Below are 21,158 nucleotides of genomic sequence, written 5' to 3' on the forward strand. Positions count from 1 at the left end.
TGCGGTTGTTTTCGGGCTGACAGCCCGGTGGGGGCTGGTCGCGCAGTTCCCCGCGCCCCTGAAAAACACGCCCTGCGCAAGGCGGAGGCACGGGGGGCGCGCCCTGAAGGCAGGCCGTGCGCGGGGTGGAGGCACTGGGGGCGCGCCCCCAGAAGGGCAGGCCGTGCGGGGGGTGGACCCAAGGGGGGCGCCCCCCGGAAGGGCAGGCCCTGCGGGGGGGGCGGCTTAGGTTTCGGTGCGGTACATGAGGTCGACCTCATGGGTGGTGAAGCCGAGGCGTTCGTAGACGGAGAGGGCGGCGGGGTTGTCGGCGTCGACGTAGAGCAGGGCGGCGGGAAGGCGGCGGTCACGGGCGAGGTGGCGGAGCCCGACGGCGGTGAGGGCGCGGCCGAGGCCGGAACCCTGCTCGGCGGGGAGGACGCCGACGACGTAGACCTCGCCGAGCCCTTCGGGGTGGACTTTGGTCCAGTGGAAGCCGACGAGGTCCTCGCCGCGGAAGGCGAGGAAGAAGCCGGCGGGGTCGAACCAGGGCTCGGCGAGGCGGTCGGAGAGGTCGCGCTGGGTGAGGGAGCCCTGCTCGGGGTGGTGGGCGAAGGCGGCTGCGTTGACGGCGAGCCACGCGGCGTCGTCGCGCCCGGGGACGAAGGTGCGGACGGTGATGCCGTCGGGCAGCCGCGGCTCGGGGAGGTCGGCGGCGTCCGGGGTCAGGGGCCGCCGCATCTGCCGCAGCTCGCGGAAGAGCTTGAGGCCGAGCTGGACGGCGAGGTGCCGGGCGGCGGGGTGCCCGCCGTGGGCCCAGACGCGTACGCGCCTGCCGGTGGCGTCCAGAAGGGCCGCGGCCAGGGTGCGGCCGTGGCCGCGGGAGCGCCGCGCGGGGTGGACGACGAGTTCGGCGGAGGGCGCCTCGACCGGGTCCGAGCCGTCGATCTGCGCGTATCCGGTGAGGTCGGCCCCGGCCCCGTCGGCCCCCTCGGCCCCGTCCTGTCCAGGCGTCCACAGCAGCAGGTGCCGTACGCCCTCGCGCGCGCCGCCGCGCACATGGAGCCGTCCGCTCTCGGAGACGGCGGGCTGCCCGTCCGCGGCGGTCGCCGCCCCGATCAGGCCGAGCACCGCTTCGGCGGTGTCAGCGGGCAGTTCTGTCAGGGCCTCGATCCGCGCGTCGCTCATGCGGAGATCGTACGGCGGGTGCCCCCGGCATCGGCGGCGGCGGGTGCCCGCGGAGCCGAAAGCGTCGGTCAGGCCGAGACCGTACGGCGGGCGGCCTCGGCGTCGGCGGGGGCGGCGCGGCGGGGGATCGGGATGAGGACGGCGGAGACGCAGGTCGTGGCGGCGGCGAGGGCGAAGCCGGGCCAGTAGGCGGTGGCCGAGATGACGGCGGCCATGACCGGCGGGACGACGGCGGCGGTCAGATTCTGGCCGGTGTTGTGGACCCCGAGGGCGCGACCCGACCAGGCGGGGCCCGCGTGCTCGGCGGTGGAGGTGAAGGACAGGCCGTTGGTGCTTGAGGTGATCGCGATGGCGGCGACCAGCAGCACGGGGGTCAGCGGGGAGGGGAAGGCGGTGCTCACGGCGGTGGCGGCCACCACGGCGGCGGTCAGGACGGCGAGCTGCCGCATCGGCCGCAGCCGGTCGCCGACCCGGTCCGACCAGCGGCCGACCAGGATGCGGGACACCGCGCCCAGACCTTGGGCGACGGCGATGAGCTGCCCGGCGTGCACCGGCGACCAGCCGCGTACGTCGACCAGCAGCACCAGCGCGAAGGCCCCTGCGGTGAACTGCGGGATCACCAGCAGCGCGGCCGACCCGTGGATGCGGGGCAGCAGCCGCGAGCCGCGGTACGGGTTCGGCGCGGGGCCCGCCGCGGCGGCCTCGGCGCGCGCCGGGTCGGCGGCGAAGACCGCGATCAGCACGGCGATGACGGCGCAGATCGCGGCGAGGAAGCCGAAGGCGCCGCGCAGCCCGTGCGCGGCGGCCAGCGGCGGCATGGCGAGGGCGGCCACGCCCATACCGAGCGGGGTGGAGGTCTGCCGGATGCCCATGGCCAGCCCGCGCTCCTCGGCGGAGAACCAGCCCATCACCAGGCGTCCGCTGGCCGAGTAGACCGAGGCGCCGGACGCGCCCGCCAGCACCAGCAGCGCGCCGAGCGCGACCATGCCGTGCGCGGCCCAGGCGGCCCCGCCGAGAGCGCCGGCCGCGATGCCGAGGCCGAGCGCGATCACCACCCGCTCGCCCCACCGGTCGGCCGCCGCGCCCCACAGGTAGAGCGCGAGCACCAGACCCGCGGTCGGGCACGCCACCAGGAAACCGACCCGCGTGAGGCTCAGCCCCTGCTGTCCGCGCAGCTCGTCGGCCAGATACGGGACCCCGTACACGAAGGCGCAGGCCGCGGTCTGCGCGGCCGTTCCCAGCGCCAGCATGATCCAACGACGCACGTCGGAAGCACCTCCTCGGTGAGTGGGTGGTGCATCCAACTATGGCGGCTGCTCCGCAGTTTGAGACAGTTCGTTTCGCATCGTGAGACTCGCTAGGGCGACATCGCGCCACCGGACCTCACCCGGACGATCCCGGCCCACCGGGCGGTAACCGGGTCTTAACCCCCGCCCCCCTGCCGCGCTACGCGCGTTGACTCTATGCTGCCCTCCGCGTGACCCGTATTTGACCAGTTGTTGACTTCATCTGACGGCGGCTGACCCCAGCCGACGCCAGTCCTTGATCCGAGGGGATCCATGTCTCTGACGCGCAGAATCTCCGTCGCGGCCGTCGGGCTCGTGGCCGTCGGCGCGCTTGTCGCGGCCGGGCCCGCCCAGCACGGTGGCGGCCACGACCGGCCCGGCCACCCCGGAAAGCCGGGCCACGGGCAGTCCGGCAACACGGTCGACCTCCAGTTGCTGACGATCAACGACTTCCACGGCAATCTGGAGCCCCCGGCCGGCTCCTCCGGCCGCGTCACCGAGCAGCAGGCCGACGGCACCGTCAAGACCATCGACGCCGGTGGCGTCGAGTACCTGGCGACCAGCCTGCGCAACGCCCGCAAGGGCCATGACCGTTCGCTGACCGTCGCCGCGGGCGACCTGGTCGGCGCGAGCCCGCTGCTGTCCGGCCTCTTCCACGACGAGCCCACCGTCGAGGCGATGAACAAGATCGGCCTCGACGTCACCGGCGTCGGCAACCACGAGTTCGACGAGGGCAAGGACGAACTGCTCCGTCTCCAGAACGGCGGCTGCCACCCGGTCGAGGGCTGCTACGAGAAGGGCAAGAAGTTCAAGGGCGCCGACTACCCGATCCTGTCGGCGAACGTCGTCAACGAGAAGACCGGCCGCCCGCTGCTCGCCCCGTACACGATCAAGAACGTCAAGGGCGTCCGCGTCGGCTTCATCGGCGTCACGCTCAAGGGCACCCCGAACATCGTCACCGCGTCCGGTGTGAAGGGCCTGAAGTTCCTCGACGAGGCCGAGACGGTCAACAAGTACACGGCCGAACTGCGCAAGCGGGGCGTCAAGTCGGTCGTCGCGCTGATCCACGAGGGCGGCTTCCCGGTCTCCGGCAGCTACAACTACGACTGCGACAGCGGTGGTCCCGGCACCGGCATCTCCGGCCCGATCGTGGACATCGCGAAGAAGATCTCGCCGGACGTCGACGCGCTGGTCACCGGCCACACCCACAACGCGTACGTCTGCACCATCCCCGACCCCGCGGGCAAGCCCCGGCTGGTCACCAGCGCCTCGTCCTTCGGGCGGCTCTACACCGAGCTGGACATGAAGGTCGACAAGCGCACCGGCGACATCGTGCGCACCTCGGTCAAGGGCAGCAACCACGTCGTGGACCGCGTCCAGCCCAAGGCCGCCGACATGACCTCGCTGATCACCCGCTGGAACGCGCTGGCCGCCCCGATCGCCAACCGCACCGTCGGCTGGATCAGCGGCGACATCGCCCGCACCGGCACCAACGAGACGCCGCTGGGCGACCTCATCGCCGACGCGCAGCTCGAATACGCCAAGACCCTCGACCCGACCACGCAGATCGCGTTCATGAACCCCGGCGGCATCCGCACCGACCTGGTCTACGCGGCCTCCGGCAGCGAGGGCGACGGCGTCGTCACCTACGCCGAGGGCTTCGCCGTACAGCCGTTCAGCAACACCGTGAACCTGGAGACGCTGACCGGCGCGCAGCTCGTGACCGCGCTCCAGCAGCAGGTCAGCGGGCCGAACGAGGCGGCGACGAAGATCCTCCAGATCTCGGCCGGGCTCACCTACACGCTCGACCTGACCAAGTCCGGCGCGGCGCGCGTCGTCGCGGACTCCGTCAAGCTCAACGGCGCCCCGATCGACCCCGCTGCCAACTACCGCGTCGCGATGAACAACTTCCTGACCGGCGGCGGCGACGGCTTCCCCGTCCTCGCCCAGGGCACGTCCCTGCTGATCGGCGGCGACGACCTGGCCGCCTTCGCCACCTACCTGACCGCCCACTCCACGGCCGCGGCGCCCCTCGCCCCGCCCGCCGCCGACCGGGTCACCGTCATCAAGTAGGGCTCAGAGAACGGTCATTCGTCGAAACCGGCGAATACGGTCGAGCCGCCGGACGACACGGCGGGCCCCTCGGGCGGCGCGGTCGGCGCTCCCGGCAGCCGGAGGGCGGCGAGCGTGCCGCCCCCCGGCGCCCGGGTCAGCGCGACCTCGCCGCCCGACTGCTGCACCGTGCGCGCCACGATCGACAGCCCGAGCCCGCTGCCCGGCAGCGACCGCGCCGACGGCGACCGCCAGAACCGCTCGAAGACATGCGGCAGTTCGTCCTCCGGGATGCCCGGCCCGTGATCGCGTACGGTGAGCTGCCCGTCGGCCAGCCGCACCTCGATCCCGCCGCCGGGCGGGCTGAACTTCACCGCGTTGTCCAGCAGATTGACGATCGCCCGCTCCAACGCGGCGGGCTCCGCCCGCACATACCAGGGCGCCAGCTCCGCGCTGATCTTCAGGTCGGGCCCGCGCAGCCGCGCACGCTCCAGCGCCGTCTCCGCGCTCTCGTGCAGCGCCACCACCTCAAGGGTCGGTACGGCGTCCGGCCGGGACAGCTCCTGCAAGTCGCCGATCAGCGAGGCCAGTTCGGTCATCTGCGCCTTCACCGACGCCATCAGCGCCTTCCGGTCCTCCGGCGGGATCGCCCGGCCGGTGGCCTCACTGCGCTCCAACAGCTCGATGTTGGTCCGCAACGACGTGAGCGGCGTGCGCAGTTCGTGCCCCGCGTCCGCGATGAGCTGCTGCTGCCGGTCGCGCGACGACGCCAGCGCGGCCGTCATCGCGTTGAACGACGCGCTGAGCCGGGCGATCTCGTCCTCGCCCTCCACCGGGATGTTGACGTTCAGATCCTCGGTGCGGGCGATGTGCTCGACGGTCTCGGTCAGCCGGTCCACCGGCCGCAGCCCCGTCCGCGCGATCCACAGCCCCGCGCTCGCCGCGCCGACCACGCCGATCCCGGCGACGGCCAGCAGGACCCAGGCCAGGGTGGTCAGCGGGCGGTCGACATCGCTCAGTGGCCGGGCCACGGAAATCGCCGCCGGCTGGAGATTGATCCGTGCCTGTGAGGTGTAGACGCGCAGCTTCTGGCCGTTGGGCGCGGTCACCGTGTGGAGGGCGTCGCGTCGCTGGCCGTCCGCGACCGCGTGGTCGGCGGGGCCGACGGGGATGGTCGTACGGCCCTGCACCCAGCAGGGCGTGCCGTCGGAGAGCACCACCTGGGCCAGGGTGTTGGTGGTGATGAAGCCGACGGAGCCGCCGTTGGCGCCCTGCGTGCTGTTCATCGCCGGAACGCTCGACTGGCAGCCCTGGGTGTTGAGCGTGCGCGAGATCTGCTGCACCGGCACGATGTCCGGCTGGCGCAGCGACTTGTCCAGCTCGCTCATGAGCTGGTCGCGCACCAGCAGCCAGCAGACCAGCGACACCACCGCCACCGCCACGGCCACCGCCGCCGCGGTGAGGATGGTGAGCCGGGACCTCAGGGGGAGCCGCTTCACGCGTGGCCGCCGTCCGGGGCGCGCAGGACGTACCCCACTCCTCGTACCGTGTGGACGAGCCGTCGCATGCCGCCCGCCTCGGTCTTGCGCCGCAGGTACATGACGTAGACGTCGAGGGAGTTGGACGAGGGCTCGAAGTCGAAGCCCCAGACGGACTTGAGGATCTGCTCGCGGGTGAGGACCTGGCGCGGGTGGGTGAGGAAGAGCTCCAGCAGGGTGTACTCGGTCCGGGTCAGCTCGACCGGGCGCCCGCCCCTGGTGACCTCGCGGGTGGTGGTGTCCATCCGCAGATCGGCGAAGGTGAGCGCGTGGCCGCCACCGTCGCCTTCGTGGCCGACGGTGGCGTAGGAACTGCGCCGCAGCAGGGCTCTGAGCCGGGCCAGCAGCTCGTCCAGCTCGAAGGGCTTGACGAGGTAGTCGTCGGCGCCCGCGTCGAGGCCGGTGACGCGGTCGCCGACGGTGTCCCGCGCGGTGAGCATGAGGATCGGGGTGGTCACTCCGGTGGCGCGCAGGCGGCGCGCCGTGGTGAGGCCGTCCATGCGCGGCATGAGGACGTCGAGCACGATCGCGTCGGGGCGGTACGCCTCCGCCTGGTCGAGGGCGGCGAGCCCGTCCGCGGCCAGGGCGGTGTCGTACCCCTCGAAGGCGAGGCTGCGGCGCAGGGCCTCCCGTACGGCGGGCTCGTCGTCCACGATCAGGATGCGGGCGGGGGCCTCGCCGCTGTCGCCGGGGCTCATGGTGTCGGGTACCTCACTGATGGACATCGGAATGGTGCCGGAACTCTCTCAGCGTCGCACGGCGCGCGTCCCGCGTCGTGCGGTCCCGCGGTGCGCGCGGCTCACGGGTTTCGCGGAGGCGGAGACCTCGGCGGGGCGCGGGGCCGACTCCCGCCGGACGGCCCGGTCCGCCGCCGCGTCGCGGGCCGCGCCGGCGGCGATGTGGGCGAGCGGCAGGTCGAGATCGGCGGGCCCGGTGGCGACGGCCGCGTTGTGCGGACTCCAGGAGACGGCGGCACTGAGGGCGCGGCGCAGCCGGTTGGCGCTGACGGTGAGGGTGCTGCTGCTCATGGCGTTCTCCCAGGGTGGTTCGGGGTGGTGCCGTTCTTTCCGGAGGGGCGGGGGGACGGACGGTTGGGTAGGCGGAGAGTCGGTGATGCGGAGGGTCGGGTGAGGCCGAGAGGCGAGGGCGGCCCCTCAGCTGTTCCGCGTGCCCGCGGTCCCGTCGGCTCAGAAGCCGCCGAAGCCGCCGCTGCTGTTACCGCCGCTGCTGCTCCCGTTGCCGTTCCCGCTGCTGCTGCCGTTGGTGTCGGTCGTGCCGCTGCCGCTGGTGCCGCCCGCGCGCAGGCTCGCGAGGTCGGACTTCACGGTGTTGATCGGGATCGCGAAGCCGAGGCCGACGCTGCCGGAGCTGCTGCCCGAGGAGGACGCGTCCGAGTACATCGCGGAGTTGATGCCGATGATCTGGCCGCTCATGTTGATCAGGGCGCCGCCGGAGTTGCCCGGGTTGAGCGAGGCGTCGGTCTGGATCGCCTTGTACGTGGTGGTGGAGTTGCCGGTGTCGCCGTTGTACTGGTTGCCGCCGAAGGAGAACGGCCACTGGCCGTTGCCCTGGCCGCCCTGGCCTTGGCCTTGGTTCTCGTCGGTGGACACGGTCACGTCGCGGTTGAGCGAGGACACGATGCCGCTGGTGACGGTGCCGGTCAGGCCCTCGGGGGAGCCGATGGCCACCACCGAGTCGCCGACGGCGATGTTCGAGGAGTCGCCGAGCGTGGCCGCGGGCAGTCCGCTGGCACCCTGCACCTTGATCAGCGCGAGGTCCTTGGCGGAGTCGGTGCCGACCACCGTCGCGGTGGCCGTCTTGCCGTGGCTGTACGTCACGGACACCGAGGTCGATCCGGCGACCACGTGGTTGTTGGTGATGATCTCGCCGCCGCTGGTGATGATGACACCGGCGCCGGTGGACTTGCCCGCGCCGGACGTCGCGTTGATCTCGACGACGCTGGGGCTGACCGCCTTGGCCACGCTGCTGACGCTGCCGTTCACGACGCTCGCGTTGACCGCCGAACTGGCCGTCGTCGTCGTGCCGTTGTCGTGCGTCGCGTTGCCGATCAGGGCTCCCGCGCCGCCGCCGATCACACCGGCCGCGAGCGCGACGGCGGCGAACAGCGCGACGGGCTTGCGGGCCTTGCGGCGGGGAGCGGGCGACGCCCCGGCGACGGCGGGCGTGGCGGGGTCGTACGGGGGCGGCGGCGGGAAGCCGGTCGCGGAGGGGGCGTCGTAGTCGGGGGCCTGGCGGTACTGCGGGGCCTCCGGCTCGGAGACCTGGGGGGCCTCATTGCCGAAGTAGAGCGGAAGCTGCGGTTCGTCCGGGTTCTGGTGTTCGCCGCCGGTGCGGCTGCTCTCGGTCATGACAATGACTCTGTGCCCGGAAGATGAGAGCTTCCTGAGCACTCGCTGAGAAGCCCGGCAGAAGTGGGTATGCCCCATATAAACAAGATCGGGAACCCCCGGTCCCGACCGCTCGCGACCGCCCGTACACCGCGGCCCGCCCGCGACCGCCCGTACACCGCCGCCCGTGCACCGCCGCGCGTACGGCTACGCGCGGCGGCCGTGTGCCCCGGCTCCGGCGGCTACCCGTGGCAGCCGCACGACCCCCGCACCACGAGCCGGGAGGGGAACTGCCGCAGCCGCTCGCGCCGGGCGCCCGGCACCCGCAGCGAGTCGTCGAGCACCGCGTCCACCGCCGCCCTGGCCATCGCCTGCCGGTCGGAGGCGACCGTGGTCAGCGGCGGATCGGCGAGCGCGGCTTCCTTCACGTCGTCGAACCCGGCGACCGCGAGCTGTTCCGGCACGTCGATCCGCAGCTCACGCGCGGCGCGCAGCACGCCGATCGCCTGGTCGTCGGTGGCGCAGAAGATGGCCGGCGGCCGGTCGGGCCCGGCCAGCAGGCCCAGCGCGACCTCGTAGGCGTCGTACCGGTTGTACGGGGCCTGGAAAAGGCGGCCCTCCGTGGACCGCCCCGCCTCCTGCATGGCCCGCTGCCAGCCGACCACGTGGTCGGTGACGGGGTCGCCGATCACCGGCGTCTTCTCCATGCCGCCGAGGCAGGCCACGTACGCGTGCCCGTGCTCCAGCAGGTGGCGGGTGGCGAGCTGCGCGCCGCCGATGTCGTCGGTGACCACGGCGATGTCGTCGATCGCCTCGGGCCGCTCGTGCAGCAGCACCACACGCGCGTCCCAGGCGTCGATCTCGGTCGCCGCGTTCTCGCTGGGGCCCTGGCTGATCAGGATCAGCCCGGAGACCCGCATGCCGAGGAAGGCCCGCAGGTAGTGCACCTCGCGTTCGTCGAGGTAGTCGGAGTTCCCGACCAGCACCATCTTCCCGCGGTCCGACGCGGCCTGTTCCACCGCGTGCGCCATCTCCGCGAAGAACGGCTGGCGCGCGTCGGGCACGATCAGACCGATGAGGTCGGTACGGCGGCTCGCCATCGCCTGGGCCACACGGTCCGGGCGGTAGCCGAGCTGCTTGATGGCCGCGAGCACGCGCTCGCGGGTGGCCGGGGCTACCGGCCGGGGTCCGTTGTTGATGACGTAGCTGACGACCGCGGTGGACGTCCCCGCCAGCCTTGCCACGTCGTCACGCGTCACCTTGGGCACGTCGCGCAGTCTACGCGTGTCTATCCAGCCGTCACATGGCTCGTCATACGGTCTGTTCGGCGGATTTCAGCCGCTCGACGGGGACGTCCGCGGGCTCGTCGGAACGCTGCGGCCCGCGGCCCTGCGCGGCCTCGCTCCTGGCGGCCTCCTCGGCGGCCCGCTCGACCTTCTCCGGGGTCACGAAGCGGTAGCCGACATTGCGGACGGTGCCGATCAGCGACTCGTGCTCCACGCCGAGCTTGGCGCGCAGCCGCCGTACGTGCACGTCCACCGTGCGGGTGCCGCCGAAGTAGTCGTAGCCCCACACCTCCTGGAGGAGCTGGGCGCGGGTGAAGACCCGGCCCGGGTGCTGCGCCAGGTACTTCAGCAGCTCGAACTCCTTGAAGGTCAGGTCCAGGACCCGGCCCTTGAGCTTGGCGCTGTACGTGGCCTCGTCGACCGACAGGTCGCCGTTGCGGATCTCCATCGGGCTGTCGTCCGTGGTGATCTGCTGGCGGCCCATGGCCAGCCGCAGCCGGGCCTCCACCTCGGCGGGACCCGCGGTGTCCAGCAGCACGTCGTCGATCCCCCAGTCCGCGGTCACCGCGGCGAGTCCGCCCTCGGTGACGACCAGCATCAGCGGGCAGCCGGGCCCGGTCGAGCGCAGGAGTTGACACAGGCTGCGCACCTGCGGCAGATCGCGGCGGCCGTCGATCAGGATCACGTCGGCGCCCGGGGTGTCCACCAGGGCCGGGCCCTCGGCGGGCGCCACGCGGACGCTGTGCAGCAGCAGCCCGAGCGCGGGCAGCACTTCGGTGGAGGGCTGGAGGGCATTGGTCAGAAGCAGGAGAGAACTCACCGGCAGCTCCCGTCGGTCGTCCGGACGTTTCGTCGGTGTGCTCGTGGCTGTGCGCGGTTTCCGCACGCGGTGCGCTTGCTCATTTCCGAACCCTCCTCGGTCCCTGCGAGGACGTACCTCGTGCCGGAAAGCACGAAAGGACCCGGGGGCGACATTGCCCAGGTCCTCTTGCACGGAAGAATAGCCCACATGGACAGCCCTGCCGAGACCGATGACCAGCGTTTCCGTGTAGCACCGATCACTTCCGGCGACGGTAATGCCGCTGGGCGGAGAACGCTCCTGACGGCCGACGGCGTACGGATCGAGGCGGAACACCGGCCCGCGGACACGGAATCGGCGGTCGATACGGCGGACCGGACAGGTGATGTCCGGCGCGTCGAAACGACCCGTGAATCGGCCGCCGATTCGAGGGGTGAATCGGCGGCCGAAGTGCGCGAATCGATGGCCGAAGAGCGCGAATTGGCGATCGTCGTGGCCCATGGATTCACCGGTGCGCTGGAGCGGCCCGCGGTGCGCAGGGCGGCCCGTGTCCTCGGCGGTTCGGCCGGTGTCGTGACCTTCTCCTTCCGCGGCCACGGGCGGTCCGGCGGCCTGTCCACGGTCGGCGATCTCGAAGTGCTCGACCTCGACGCGGCCGTCTCCTGGGCCCGCCGCCTCGGCTACCGGCGGGTGGCCACCGTCGGCTTCTCCATGGGCGGCTCCGTGGTCCTGCGGCACGCGGCGGGACAGACGGTGCACGCGGCGGTGTGCTCGGCGGCGGGGCCTCATGACGTACGCGGGGCCGGTGCGCGCGGGGTCGGTGTACGTGAGGACGGCGTACGTGGCGACGTACGACGGAACGCGCGGGTGGACGGGCGGGGGGTCGTGCGCCCGGCGCGTGACGGGCGCACGACGGCGCATTCACCGGCGCGTGTGGACGCGGTCGTCTCCGTCAGCTCGCCCGCCCGCTGGTACTACCGCGGCACCGCGCCCATGCGCCGCGTGCACTGGGCGATCACCCGCCCGGCGGGCCGCCTGGTCTCGCGGCTCGGCCTGAAGACCCGCATCCGCGCGGCGGACTGGGACCCGGTGCCGCTCTCCCCGGTCGAGGCCGTCCCGCTGATCGACCCGGACATCCCGCTGCTCATCGTGCACGGCGACCGGGACGGCTACTTCCCGCTGGACCACCCGCTCTCGCTGGCCGACGCGGCCGGGCGGGACCGGGCGGAGCTGTGGATCGAACCCGGTTTCGGCCACGCGGAGAACGCCGCGGACGACGCGCTGCTGCGCCGGATCGGCGACTGGCTGACGGGCCGCGTTCCCGCGAGGTGACGTGGACGGGCCATGATGGACGCCGCACCACACGTCAGACACGCACGGCGAGTGACACGTACGGCGAGTGACACGTACGGCGAGCACAGGACAGAACGAAGGACGGAGCCGCGATGGCCGCACCCGACACGGCCGCGCGCCCGGCGGCGGGCACGATCCGCTACTGGGCCGCCGCCAAGGCCGCCGCGGGCACGGCGGAGGAGCCGTACCGCGCGGCGACCCTCGCCGACGCCCTGGCCGCCGCACGCGAACGGCACGCCCAGCGCCCGGAGTTCGCCCGCGTCCTGCTGCGCAGCTCCTACCTCGTCGACGGCAACCCCGTCGGCACCCGGGACCACACTTCGGTCGTACTGGCCGACGGCGGCACGGTGGAGGTCCTCCCACCGTTCGCGGGAGGATGACATGACCAACGAATGGCACGGCTTCCAGCCCGGCGACGAATCCGGCCGGCGGCCCGCGGACCCGGACACCGCCCAGGGCGACCACGACGGCCGCTCCCCGTCCGACCCGAGCCACGCCAGGCACCGAGCCCCGGGTGACGCGCCAACCGGCGGTGGCTACGACCCCGGCTACGGCGGTCAGCTCCCCGGCACGTACCCGGCCGAGGGCCACGGCGGCACCTACGTCCCTGGCTCCTACGCACCCGAGGGACACGACTCCGGGTACGGCAGCCACGGGGGCCCGTACGGCGGCCAGGCGCCCGAGGGCTACCCGGCCGCGGGGTACGGAGCGCCCGGGGACAACGGCGGGGCCGCGTATCCGGGCGGCGGCCACGGCGCGGGCCAGGACGCCGGGTACGGCGGAACCGGCGGCGGTTCGTACGGCGGCCAGGCACCCGGCGGGCCCGCGGGTCAGGGATACGCGGGCCAGGGATACGCGGGTCAGGGGTACGCGGCGCCCGGTGGCGCGTACGCCGGTGACGGTCAGGACGGCGGCGGCCGGCACGCCGGTCAGGGGGCCGGGGTCTATCCGGTCGGCGGCCACGACGAGGGGTATGGCGCGCGCGAGTACGGGGACCACCCGGACGGGGGCCGGACGTACGTGCCGGAGCCGCTGGCCGGGCCGATGCCGCCGTACTCGGAGCCGGGGGCGCCGTACGCGCCGCCGACGCCCGGGGACGCGTGGGGCGGGCACGCGGGAGGCGCGGACTGGGCCCAAGGGGCGGCGCACCCGCACCCGCAGGCGGGCGGGGTCGAGCAGACCGCCGTGCTGCCGGTGGTCGAGAGCCTGCCGCAGCAGACGCCGGGCAGGCACGGCGACCAGGGCCAGGGCCAGGGCCAGTCCCAGGCCCAGGGGCAGCCGCAGGCACCGGTCAGGACCGGCTCACCGATCATCGCCCCCGGGCTGGAGCCCGCGGCGCTGACGGCGGCGCTCGGCCTGCTGATGGCGGGCGGCGCGGCGCTCGGCAAGCCGGGCCTCGCGGTGCTGCTGGTGGTGCTCCAGGCGGTGACGGCGGCCGGATGGTTCCGGCTCAACGGCATGTGGCCCGCCCGGCAGGGCATCGCGCTGGCGTTCCTGTCCGGCGTGACCGCCGACATCGGCCTGCTGATCGCCGGTGACGACCACGGCCCCGCGGTGCTGATCGGCACCCTCGGCGTATGGCTGCTCCTCGTGCTCGTCCTGCAACTGCGGCACCACGGCTCGGCCGACGAACGCATGTCCTCGCTGACGGCGACCTCCGCGTCCACGCTGCTCACGGTCGTCGCGGCGGGCTACCTCGCCACCGCGGCCTCCGACGCCGGGTCCGATCCGGTCGTGGTCGGCGCCGTCGCGGTGGCCCTGGCGGCCCTCGTCCGCGCCCTCCCGCTGCCGGGCGCCGCCTCCGTCGTCGTGGCGCTGCTGGCCGCCGCGGCCACCGGCTTCGCCACCGGACCGGCCACCGGGATGAGCGGCGGGGACGCCGTCATGCTCGCCGCGGCCTGCGGTGTCTGCGCGCTGATCGGCCTGCGGGTCGCCAGCTACGACTTCCCGTCCCGTTTCGTGCACTTCACCGCGGGTGTGGCGCTGCCGCTGACCGCCGCGGCCCCGGCCGTCTACATCCTCGGCCGCGTCCTCACGGGCTGACGGCGACCACCGGCTCGATCCGCCCGCGCGGTGATCCGTCCGCGCGGGCGGTGATCCGTCTGCCCGGGCGGTGGTCCGTCCGCGCGGGCGGTGAATTGTTCGCACAGGCGGCGCACAGGTCACGTGCGCACCGTGTGAAGGGCGGATTGAGCCGCGGTAACGGTTGGCCGCGCGGGGAACCGTCGGGTCTGCCCCGCCGTCAGGGCTGAGGGGAGATCAGCGGGGAACGAGCGGGGAGCGACAGCACATGCGAGTGGCGCGGACAGTTCTGATCGTCCTGGTGATCCTCGGCGGCCTCTTCGTCGCGGCCGACCGGATCACGGTGTCGGTGGCGCAGAACAAGGCCGCCGACCGCGCCGCGCTCACCGAGGGCCTGACCACCAAGCCCAAGGTGTCCATCGAGGGCTTCCCGTTCCTCACCCAGGCCGCCGGCGGCAAGCTGGACGAGGTCAAGATCTCCGCGAAGGACATCGCGGCGGGCAACGGCGAGCAGACGCTGCGGATCGACTCCTTCCACGCCGACCTGCACGGTGTACGGCTCTCCGACAGCTACCGGCGGGCGGTCGCGGACACCGCCGACGGCATCGCCTTCCTCACCTACGAGGACCTGACGAAGGCCGCGCCCACCGGGATCACGGTCTCGTCGGCGGGCGACGCCAAGAGCAAGGACGGCGGCGCGCTGGTCAAGATCACCGGCGAGTTCATGGGCGCGAGGCTGAGCGTGCTCAGCGAGGTGACGGTGCGCGGCGCCGACGAGATCGGCCTCCAGGCGGCGGAGCTGCCGAAGGCGTTCACCGAGCTGGGCCTGGAGGACCAGGTGCGGCAGCAGATCGACTTCACCGGGCAGCTCACCCACCTGCCCTCCGGGATCGCGCTGACGTCCGTGACCAGCACGCCGGACGGGCTGTCGGTGGCGGCGGGCGGCAAGAACGTCGTTCTCGCCAACTGAGACGGCGGTGTCCGTACCGCAGTCCTCCGCAGGTGGGCGGGGTGACCGTATCGCCCGATCGGGTGGTTCGGAACGGTCCGGCATGGGGTATTAAGCCGCTCGTACGCCGTCGGCAGGCCGCCGGACGGGCCGAGACGCGGGTTGCGTGGCATGGTGATCCCGCCATGCGGACAATCTTGTCTCGGTATATGACACGACGGTGACACCTACGGGTTGATATCCCTACGATCGGGACCATGAAGCGACAGGCGGATCTCACGAAGCGGCGGGCAGTCGACCTGTGCCGCGTCGCCGCCATGCTCTGTCGCATGCCCTAGGGGTGGCGGTTCCTCCGTGCCGATGCCGGCCGTAACGGCCCCCGGCGCAGCCTGCCTCCCCTGCCTGCCAGGCGAATCCCCGCGCATCACGCGCATCGCGTATCCCTCGCAAGCCCCGCGCGCCCGTCGCGCACCGCACATCCGTACTGCCCCGGAGGAGAAACAAGATGAGCCGCAGTGACGTCCTGGTGGACGCCGACTGGGTCGAGGCCCACATCGACGACCCCAAGGTGGTCATTGTCGAGGTCGACGAGGACACCTCGGCCTACGACAAGAACCACATCAAGAACGCCGTCCGCATCGACTGGAAGACCGACCTCCAGGACCCGGTCCGCCGCGACTTCGTGGACCAGGCCGGCTTCGAGGCGCTGCTGTCCGCCAAGGGCATCGCCAACGACGACACCGTGGTGCTCTACGGCGGCAACAACAACTGGTTCGCCTCCTACGCCTACTGGTACTTCAAGCTGTACGGCCACGACTCCGTGAAGCTGCTCGACGGCGGCCGCAAGAAGTGGGAGCTGGACTCCCGCGACCTGGCCGTTGACGTGCCCGAGCGCCCCGCGACCACGTACAAGGCCAAGGAGCAGGACACCTCGATCCGCGCCTACCGCGACGACGTCGTGGCCGCGATCGGTTCGCTGAACCTGGTCGACGTCCGCTCGCCCGACGAGTTCTCCGGCAAGCTGCTCGCCCCGGCGCACCTCCCGCAGGAGCAGTCGCAGCGCCCGGGCCACGTGCCGAGCGCCCGCAACATCCCGTGGTCGAAGAACGCCAACGACGACGGCACCTTCAAGTCGGACGACGAGCTGACGGCGCTGTACGCCGAGGAGCAGGTCGACCTGGCCAAGGACACCATCGCGTACTGCCGCATCGGCGAGCGCTCCGCGCTCACCTGGTTCGTGCTGCACGAGCTGCTCGGCCAGGCCAACGTCAAGAACTACGACGGCTCGTGGACCGAATACGGCTCGCTGGTCGGCGTTCCGATCGAGCTCGGCTCCAACTGACCCCGGAGGACTGAACGTTATGTGTGGAGCCAAGGCCGGTGGGCCCGATCTGGCAGGAGTTGACGTGGCGAAAGAGACGATCATCCAGGGATCGGTGACCCGCGACGGCGAGCCGGTCACCGGTTACGTCCGGCTGCTCGACGGCGGCGGCGAGTTCACCGCCGAGGTGCCGGTCTCCGCGACCGGGCAGTTCCGTTTCTTCGCGGCCCCCGGTACCTGGACGCTCCGCGCCCTCGTCCCCGGCGCCACCGTCGACCGCACCGTCGTCGCCCAGCAGGGCGCCCCGTCCGAGGTCGCCATCGCGGTCTGACCCCGCCGTGAAGGGCCGCACCCCGCGCAAGGGGGCGCGGCCCTTCGCTGTTCCCGCCCAAAGCCGCCGCTCTGCTGTGCCGGACTCCGTCCGGCGGGGGTGCGCGGCGGGTGCTGATCCGGCGTGGCGGACGTACCGTTGAAGGGTGAACGCGCGTCGCCGTCACTGGTATTTCGCCATGATGGGCACCTGCGTGGTGCTGTTCGTCATGGCGTGGTCGGTTGTCCGCATCTGGTCGGTGCCGGCGGCCATCGCGATGTGCCTGGTGGCGATGGTGATCCCGCCGGTCGCGGCGATCGTGGCGAACCGGAAGGGCCCTGAGGACCGGTGGTGGGACGAGGAGCCGCTGCGGCCCGAGGAGCGGAAGCCGACCGGGAAAGAGCGCGATGACCCGCCCCCGCCGGGCGCGACCTCGATGGAGGAGCACCGGAGGATGACCCCGGCGCGGTCCGAGCGCCAGAGCTACGGTTCGTCCGGCGACCCGGAGTCCGACCGGTGGTGGGACGAGCTGGACCGCGGCGGTCCGCCGTAGCGCCCGCGCCTTCAGTAGACCAGCGCCTGCACGCCGTCCGGCATGATCTCGCTGACGAAGAGCTGCGCGCCCGCGATCCGTACGCCCGCGATGACGTCCTGTTCCTTGATGTCACGGCGGGCCGCGCACTGCGAGCACAAGGTGACCTGCCCGGCGGCGAGCACCGCGTCGATCAGATCCGGCAGCGGCGCCGCGTGCGGCAGCTCGAACTCCGCCGCGCGGCCGGGCAGCGCGAACCACGCGGACTCACCGGTCAGCCAGAGCGAGACCTCCACGCCGCTGGCCACCGCGACCGCCGCCACCGTGAACGCCTGCGAGCACCGCTCGGGCGCGTCGGCGCCCGCCGTCACCTTGATCACGAGCTTCTTCGCCATCCGGCCAGCGTAGGCGCAGCCGTCCCGGAGCCGCACCGCACCCGTACCGGTGGCACCTCTGCCCTCCGGTTGTGTCGTACGTCACGCAGGCGTCGGCAAATTTCGTTGTGAAGCCGCTGTGTCGTCTCGACATAATGCGAGTCCGCGTGCATCGCACGCGTGTACGCCCGGGGGGGCTTCTGTGGAACTGAACGACGGTGGCGTACGCCGCCGCGGCCGTGGCGCGCTGTTCGGCGCCGTGGCCGGACTGGTCGCCGTGGCGGCCGTGACAGCGGGGGCGGTCGTCGCCCTCGGCTCCTCCTCCGGCCACGCCGACGCGTCCGTCGCCCCGCCCGCCAGGCCCTCCGCCGCGGCAGCGGCCCCGACGACCGGCGCGGCCACGCCCTCCTCGGCACCCCCCACGGCCGCCGCGCGCGTCCCGGGCCGGGTCTCGCACGGCGTCCACACCGGTGACCTGCGCTTCTTCCTGCTCCCCGCGCCCTCGGACGCCGACGTCTACGGCGACCCGGACGGTTCGCCGTACACCGCCGACGACATCGCGGGCAGCGCCTCCGACCCGTCCGACGCCCGAGCGGCCCTGAAGACGTACGGCTTCCGGACCGGCGCCTACCGCACGTACCTCACCGGGGACGGGGCCTTCGAGGTCAGCGCCCGGCTGATCCGTTTCGGCAGCGCGGAACAGACCGCCGCGTACGACGCGCAGCACTCGTACCAGGGTGCCCGGATTCCGCTGACCACCGCCTATCCGGCCCGCGCCTACAACCTCCAGTCCTCCTCGGCCGAGAGCACCAGCGCCGTGGTCGCCGTCGCCCACCAGGGCGACGTCCACATCACGATCACCCTGACCGGCGGCAAGGCACCGTCCGCCGCGCTGGTCCAGCGCCTGCTCGACGCCCAGTTCCAGCGGCTGAAGACCGGTCACTGACCTCGGGTCCCGCCGCGCGACCTTCTCCTTCCGAACCATCTCGTGGAGATCCCCTTGTCCCTGTCCGAAGACACCCCTGCCCAGGAGCGGGGCCCCGAGCCGGAGCCCGAGGCGCCGCCCGCGCCGGACTTCCCGCCCCTGCCGCCCGCGCCGGGCCTCCCGCCCACGCCGCCCGCATCGGGCCTCCCGCCCACGCCGCCGCATCCGCCGCGCCCGCGCGGGCGCACGACGCTGCTGATCGCCGCCGCGCTGGTGCTCGGCGTGCTGGCCGGGGGAGGCGTGGGCTACAAGATCCAGCACGACCGTGAGCCGACGCCGCTGCCCCCGCTGACCGGCCCCGCGCTGGCCCAGCCGAGGGGGACGGGCCCGGACGTCCCGGCCCTCCCCGTCGCCCAGGACCGGAACGCGGTCTACGACGGCGACCTGCTGAAACTGCTCGTGCCGACACCGAAGACGAAGGGCACGAAGGAGCTGGAACGCGGCTGGCAGTCGCTGGTCGAATACGCCGACGGCTACGGCCGCCCCGACATCGCCTTCACCCGGCTGGCCCAGAACGACTTCCGCCGGGTGGCGGGCGCCGGCTGGACGGACGCCCGCCACGACTTCTCCCATGTGGAAGTCGTGCAGTTCCGTGACGAGGCGACCCTGTACACCGGCAGGCACCTCACCGAGCAGGTGGGAGCCGCGGGCACCAACCCGCACTTCGCCCACAACGCGCCCGTGCCCGGCACCGCCGACGGCCAGGCGTGGGGCTCGGGAATGCCGTACGAGAGCGACGGCTATCTGCCCCAGTACCGGGGCATCGGATTCGCCCGCGTCGGCAACCTCTTCGTCGAGGTCGTCCTGGACTCGGAGCACCCGGTCAAGGTCAAGGCCGTCCTGTCCCTCATCAAGCGGCAACTGGAGCGGCTGTGACCGACGAGCCCGAGAACGTACCGCCGTCCGTCCCCGCCGCCCCCTTCGGGCCCCCGGCAGTACCCCCGCCCGCTCCCGCTCCGGCACCCGTGCCCGCTCCCGTACGGTCGCGGCGCGGGCCCGCGCTGATCGCCGTCGGCGCCCTGGTGGCCGTCGCGGCGGGCGGGGGGATCGGCTACGCGGTGCTGAAGCAGCGCGACGACGGCACGTCGGCCAAGCCCGCCGTGGCCACGCCCTGGACGCCGCCCGCGCCGACCGCCACCGAGGAGTTCGGCGCGAAGTCCGGCGGCAGCCACTACGGCAGCCTGAGTGAGCTGCTGCTGCCGATGCCCGCCGGTTACGGCCCGGGGCCGGACGTCGAGGGCTTCGGCAACGACGTGGAACTGAACGCGACGAAGGCCGCCGACCTGGTCAAGGGCGACCTCGGCGGGCTGACGAAGAAGCAGCGGGCGAAGACGGAGAAGGCTCTCGCGCAGCTGCACATCGAGGGCGCGGGCATGCGGACGTACCGGTCGATCGAGAATCTGATCGTCGAGATCGAGATCGTCCAGATGAAGAACAAAACGGCGGCGCACGCCCAGACCGACTACTTCACCGAGTTCACCAAGGCGCTGGGCGTCTTCCGCAACGGGCCCACGATCGACGGCCACCCCGGCGCGACGTGCGTGCTGCCGCCGACCGAGCCCGGCGAAAAACTCGACGAGATGCTCTGCCAGGCCACCGAGGGCGACCTCATGGTCACGGTCACCGCCTCCGGTGTCGTCCCGCTCCAGAAGAACGAGGCCGCCAAACTCCTCGCCCAGCAACTCGACCGCATCAAGGACCCGGGAGAGGCCGTCTGATGCCCGACAATTCGCCTGCGGCTCAGCCCGCCACCCCCCTCGCGCCGCAGCCGCCGTCTCAGCCGGAGCGGCTTTCCGAGTCCCGGCCGGAGTCCCAGGGGCCCGGCGACGCGCCGGCCGTCGAGCCGCACCTCCTTCCCGTGGCCCGCCGCCCGAGGCGGCGGCTGCGGGCGCTGGCGCGGTGGACGGCCGCCGTTCTGGTCTTCGCGGCGTTCGGCGGGGCGACGGCGTACGCGGTGACGCAGCCGGAGCGGACGAAGGTGCCGGGGCTCAAGACGCCGGACGACGGACGGTGGACGTTTCCGCCGCTGGCGCTGCCGAAGCTGCCCGCGGGCAAGCCGGGCGCGCTGGACACGGGCGTCAACCCCTCGGGCCGCCACTACGCCGACCTCAGGTCTTTGCTGCTGCCGCTGCCCGAAGGCGCGGTCGAGGACGCCACGCTGCCCGGCGTCAAGGGCTGGGTGGCCGCCGAGGACTACGTCGGGCGGTTCGACGTCGGCGACCGCGCCGCCGCCGGGACCACGCTCACGGCACAGGGCCTGCGGCACATCGCGGGCCGCGCCTGGTCCATGCCGGACGGCACCCGTACGCAGATCTACCTCGTGCAGTTCGTCAGCACCGCCTACGCCGGTGACTACGCCACCAGCGCCGAGTACACGACGCTGACCGGCGTCGACAGCAAGGAGGGCGACAACTCCGTGGAGTCGGACTCCCTGCCCGTCCCCGTCACCGTCTCCGCGTACGCCCAGACCCCGCCGTACGACGACACGGCGACGCGGTACGCCTTCGTCCACGCCGGGGACACGCTGGCGCTGGTCGTGCAGTCGACGGGCCGGCAGGCGGGCGTCAAGCGGGGCACACCCGCGGTGCCGTTCCGCCAGACCGTACGGCTCCAGGCGCAGCTGCTCGGCTGAGCGCCTGAGCGCCTGAGCGCTTGAGCGGCGGGGCGGCGGGGCGGGGCGCTGGGGCGCACGTCACGCGGCCTGGCCGCGCCTTCGGACGGGCGGCGCACTAGACTCGTGCGCGGCCCGTCCGCATGATCCGTCCGAGGAGCACGTCCCGTGCAAATTGAGTATGTCTACGACGCCCTGCTCGTGCTCGTCTGCCTGGGCGTCGCG

Annotated in this window: 22 protein-coding genes; 13 read left to right on the forward strand and 9 right to left on the reverse strand. The window is 72.8% G+C overall.

Annotated features, from left to right (window positions below; genetic code table 11):
- Positions 1-225: 225 nt before the first annotated feature.
- Together mshD and ACZ37P_RS30375 are read right to left on the reverse strand one after the other, a co-directional pair.
- Complete coding sequence (mshD, locus tag ACZ37P_RS30370) at positions 226-1,167, reverse strand: mycothiol synthase (RefSeq protein WP_467349535.1); 942 nt, start codon at positions 1,165-1,167, stop codon at positions 226-228.
- 68 nt (positions 1,168-1,235) lie between these two features.
- Positions 1,236-2,432 (reverse strand): MFS transporter, encoded by a 1,197-nt coding sequence (locus ACZ37P_RS30375; protein ID WP_391049747.1) that lies wholly within the window; start codon positions 2,430-2,432, stop codon positions 1,236-1,238.
- Between the two features lie 294 nt (positions 2,433-2,726).
- On the opposite strand from ACZ37P_RS30375, the gene ACZ37P_RS30380 reads away from it, so the two are divergent.
- Positions 2,727-4,526: a bifunctional metallophosphatase/5'-nucleotidase gene (locus ACZ37P_RS30380; protein WP_401856727.1), complete on the forward strand. Its 1,800-nt coding sequence runs from the start codon at positions 2,727-2,729 to the stop codon at positions 4,524-4,526.
- Positions 4,527-4,540: 14 nt separating this feature from the next.
- Here the strand turns inward: ACZ37P_RS30380 and ACZ37P_RS30385 are convergent, their stop codons facing one another.
- From ACZ37P_RS30385 to ACZ37P_RS30410, 6 genes are all read right to left on the reverse strand, one after another.
- Entirely contained in the window at positions 4,541-6,004 is a 1,464-nt protein-coding gene (locus ACZ37P_RS30385) for a sensor histidine kinase (RefSeq protein WP_355341884.1), read from the reverse strand.
- Complete coding sequence (locus ACZ37P_RS30390; RefSeq protein WP_355342328.1) at positions 6,001-6,741, reverse strand: response regulator transcription factor; 741 nt, start codon at positions 6,739-6,741, stop codon at positions 6,001-6,003. Before ACZ37P_RS30390 ends, ACZ37P_RS30385 begins: the two co-directional genes overlap by 4 nt.
- Positions 6,742-6,789: 48 nt before the next feature.
- Positions 6,790-7,071, reverse strand: a complete 282-nt coding sequence (locus tag ACZ37P_RS30395) for a hypothetical protein (protein ID WP_355341887.1) — start codon at positions 7,069-7,071, stop codon at positions 6,790-6,792.
- A gap of 159 nt (positions 7,072-7,230) precedes the next feature.
- A complete protein-coding gene (locus ACZ37P_RS30400) occupies positions 7,231-8,412 on the reverse strand; it encodes a S1C family serine protease (protein WP_467349538.1) in 1,182 nt (393 codons plus the stop codon).
- Between the two features lie 221 nt (positions 8,413-8,633).
- Entirely contained in the window at positions 8,634-9,659 is a 1,026-nt protein-coding gene (locus tag ACZ37P_RS30405; RefSeq protein ID WP_355341893.1) for a LacI family DNA-binding transcriptional regulator, read from the reverse strand.
- A 43-nt stretch (positions 9,660-9,702) separates the two neighbouring features.
- A complete protein-coding gene (locus tag ACZ37P_RS30410) occupies positions 9,703-10,497 on the reverse strand; it encodes a response regulator transcription factor (RefSeq protein WP_355341896.1) in 795 nt (264 codons plus the stop codon).
- Positions 10,498-10,938: 441 nt separating this feature from the next.
- On the opposite strand from ACZ37P_RS30410, the gene ACZ37P_RS30415 reads away from it, so the two are divergent.
- The 8 genes from ACZ37P_RS30415 (at position 10,939) to ACZ37P_RS30450 (ending at position 16,984) form a co-directional block, all read left to right on the forward strand.
- On the forward strand, positions 10,939-11,808 hold the full coding sequence (locus ACZ37P_RS30415; RefSeq protein WP_467349541.1) for an alpha/beta hydrolase: 870 nt from the start codon (positions 10,939-10,941) through the stop codon (positions 11,806-11,808).
- Positions 11,809-11,921: 113 nt separating this feature from the next.
- Complete coding sequence (locus ACZ37P_RS30420; RefSeq protein WP_391164030.1) at positions 11,922-12,209, forward strand: MoaD/ThiS family protein; 288 nt, start codon at positions 11,922-11,924, stop codon at positions 12,207-12,209.
- A 1-nt stretch (position 12,210) separates the two neighbouring features.
- Positions 12,211-13,872, forward strand: a complete 1,662-nt coding sequence (locus ACZ37P_RS30425; RefSeq protein ID WP_467349543.1) for a hypothetical protein — start codon at positions 12,211-12,213, stop codon at positions 13,870-13,872.
- A 247-nt stretch (positions 13,873-14,119) separates the two neighbouring features.
- On the forward strand, positions 14,120-14,821 hold the full coding sequence (locus ACZ37P_RS30430; RefSeq protein WP_467349544.1) for an LmeA family phospholipid-binding protein: 702 nt from the start codon (positions 14,120-14,122) through the stop codon (positions 14,819-14,821).
- A 236-nt stretch (positions 14,822-15,057) separates the two neighbouring features.
- A complete protein-coding gene (locus ACZ37P_RS30435; RefSeq protein WP_355342331.1) occupies positions 15,058-15,138 on the forward strand; it encodes a putative leader peptide in 81 nt (26 codons plus the stop codon).
- A gap of 167 nt (positions 15,139-15,305) precedes the next feature.
- The gene (locus ACZ37P_RS30440) at positions 15,306-16,142 is read left to right on the forward strand and encodes a sulfurtransferase (protein WP_355341911.1); all 837 of its coding nucleotides are present in this window, start codon (positions 15,306-15,308) and stop codon (positions 16,140-16,142) included.
- A 19-nt stretch (positions 16,143-16,161) separates the two neighbouring features.
- Positions 16,162-16,452 (forward strand): DUF1416 domain-containing protein, encoded by a 291-nt coding sequence (locus ACZ37P_RS30445; RefSeq protein WP_355341914.1) that lies wholly within the window; start codon positions 16,162-16,164, stop codon positions 16,450-16,452.
- Positions 16,453-16,597: 145 nt separating this feature from the next.
- A complete protein-coding gene (locus tag ACZ37P_RS30450) occupies positions 16,598-16,984 on the forward strand; it encodes a DUF3099 domain-containing protein (RefSeq protein WP_355341917.1) in 387 nt (128 codons plus the stop codon).
- An 11-nt stretch (positions 16,985-16,995) separates the two neighbouring features.
- On the opposite strand, the gene ACZ37P_RS30455 is transcribed toward ACZ37P_RS30450, so the two are convergent.
- Positions 16,996-17,358 carry a DsrE family protein gene (locus tag ACZ37P_RS30455; RefSeq protein WP_355341920.1) on the reverse strand — a complete coding sequence of 121 codons (363 nt, stop codon included), beginning with the start codon at positions 17,356-17,358 and terminating at the stop codon, positions 16,996-16,998.
- Positions 17,359-17,539: 181 nt separating this feature from the next.
- On the opposite strand from ACZ37P_RS30455, the gene ACZ37P_RS30460 reads away from it, so the two are divergent.
- Genes ACZ37P_RS30460 through ACZ37P_RS30475 form a run of 4 tightly spaced genes read left to right on the forward strand, consistent with a single transcriptional unit; the run spans position 17,540 to position 20,954 of the window.
- Entirely contained in the window at positions 17,540-18,283 is a 744-nt protein-coding gene (locus ACZ37P_RS30460) for a hypothetical protein (RefSeq protein ID WP_467349547.1), read from the forward strand.
- A 54-nt stretch (positions 18,284-18,337) separates the two neighbouring features.
- Entirely contained in the window at positions 18,338-19,198 is an 861-nt protein-coding gene (locus tag ACZ37P_RS30465) for a hypothetical protein (RefSeq protein ID WP_467349548.1), read from the forward strand.
- Positions 19,195-20,040, forward strand: coding sequence for a hypothetical protein (locus ACZ37P_RS30470; protein ID WP_467349550.1), 846 nt, complete (start codon positions 19,195-19,197; stop codon positions 20,038-20,040). Before ACZ37P_RS30465 ends, ACZ37P_RS30470 begins: the two co-directional genes overlap by 4 nt.
- The gene (locus tag ACZ37P_RS30475) at positions 20,040-20,954 is read left to right on the forward strand and encodes a hypothetical protein (protein WP_467349552.1); all 915 of its coding nucleotides are present in this window, start codon (positions 20,040-20,042) and stop codon (positions 20,952-20,954) included. Before ACZ37P_RS30470 ends, ACZ37P_RS30475 begins: the two co-directional genes overlap by 1 nt.
- The last annotated feature ends 204 nt before the right edge of the window (positions 20,955-21,158 follow it).

Source organism: Streptomyces sp. NPDC024632, from assembly GCF_055559175.1.

Excerpts from the sequence above, each read along its gene's own strand:
- mshD (WP_467349535.1), bottom strand. The coding sequence starts at position 1,167 with ATGAGCGACGCGCGGATCGAGGCCCTGACAGAACTGCCCGCTGACACC.
- ACZ37P_RS30380 (WP_401856727.1), top strand. The coding sequence starts at position 2,727 with ATGTCTCTGACGCGCAGAATCTCCGTCGCGGCCGTCGGGCTCGTGGCC.
- ACZ37P_RS30390 (WP_355342328.1), bottom strand. The coding sequence starts at position 6,741 with ATGAGCCCCGGCGACAGCGGCGAGGCCCCCGCCCGCATCCTGATCGTG.
- ACZ37P_RS30395 (WP_355341887.1), bottom strand. The coding sequence starts at position 7,071 with ATGAGCAGCAGCACCCTCACCGTCAGCGCCAACCGGCTGCGCCGCGCC.
- ACZ37P_RS30400 (WP_467349538.1), bottom strand. The coding sequence starts at position 8,412 with ATGACCGAGAGCAGCCGCACCGGCGGCGAACACCAGAACCCGGACGAA.
- ACZ37P_RS30415 (WP_467349541.1), top strand. The coding sequence starts at position 10,939 with ATGGCCGAAGAGCGCGAATTGGCGATCGTCGTGGCCCATGGATTCACC.
- ACZ37P_RS30420 (WP_391164030.1), top strand. The coding sequence starts at position 11,922 with ATGGCCGCACCCGACACGGCCGCGCGCCCGGCGGCGGGCACGATCCGC.
- ACZ37P_RS30425 (WP_467349543.1), top strand. The coding sequence starts at position 12,211 with ATGACCAACGAATGGCACGGCTTCCAGCCCGGCGACGAATCCGGCCGG.
- ACZ37P_RS30430 (WP_467349544.1), top strand. The coding sequence starts at position 14,120 with ATGCGAGTGGCGCGGACAGTTCTGATCGTCCTGGTGATCCTCGGCGGC.
- ACZ37P_RS30435 (WP_355342331.1), top strand. The coding sequence starts at position 15,058 with ATGAAGCGACAGGCGGATCTCACGAAGCGGCGGGCAGTCGACCTGTGC.
- ACZ37P_RS30440 (WP_355341911.1), top strand. The coding sequence starts at position 15,306 with ATGAGCCGCAGTGACGTCCTGGTGGACGCCGACTGGGTCGAGGCCCAC.
- ACZ37P_RS30445 (WP_355341914.1), top strand. The coding sequence starts at position 16,162 with ATGTGTGGAGCCAAGGCCGGTGGGCCCGATCTGGCAGGAGTTGACGTG.
- ACZ37P_RS30455 (WP_355341920.1), bottom strand. The coding sequence starts at position 17,358 with ATGGCGAAGAAGCTCGTGATCAAGGTGACGGCGGGCGCCGACGCGCCC.
- ACZ37P_RS30475 (WP_467349552.1), top strand. The coding sequence starts at position 20,040 with ATGCCCGACAATTCGCCTGCGGCTCAGCCCGCCACCCCCCTCGCGCCG.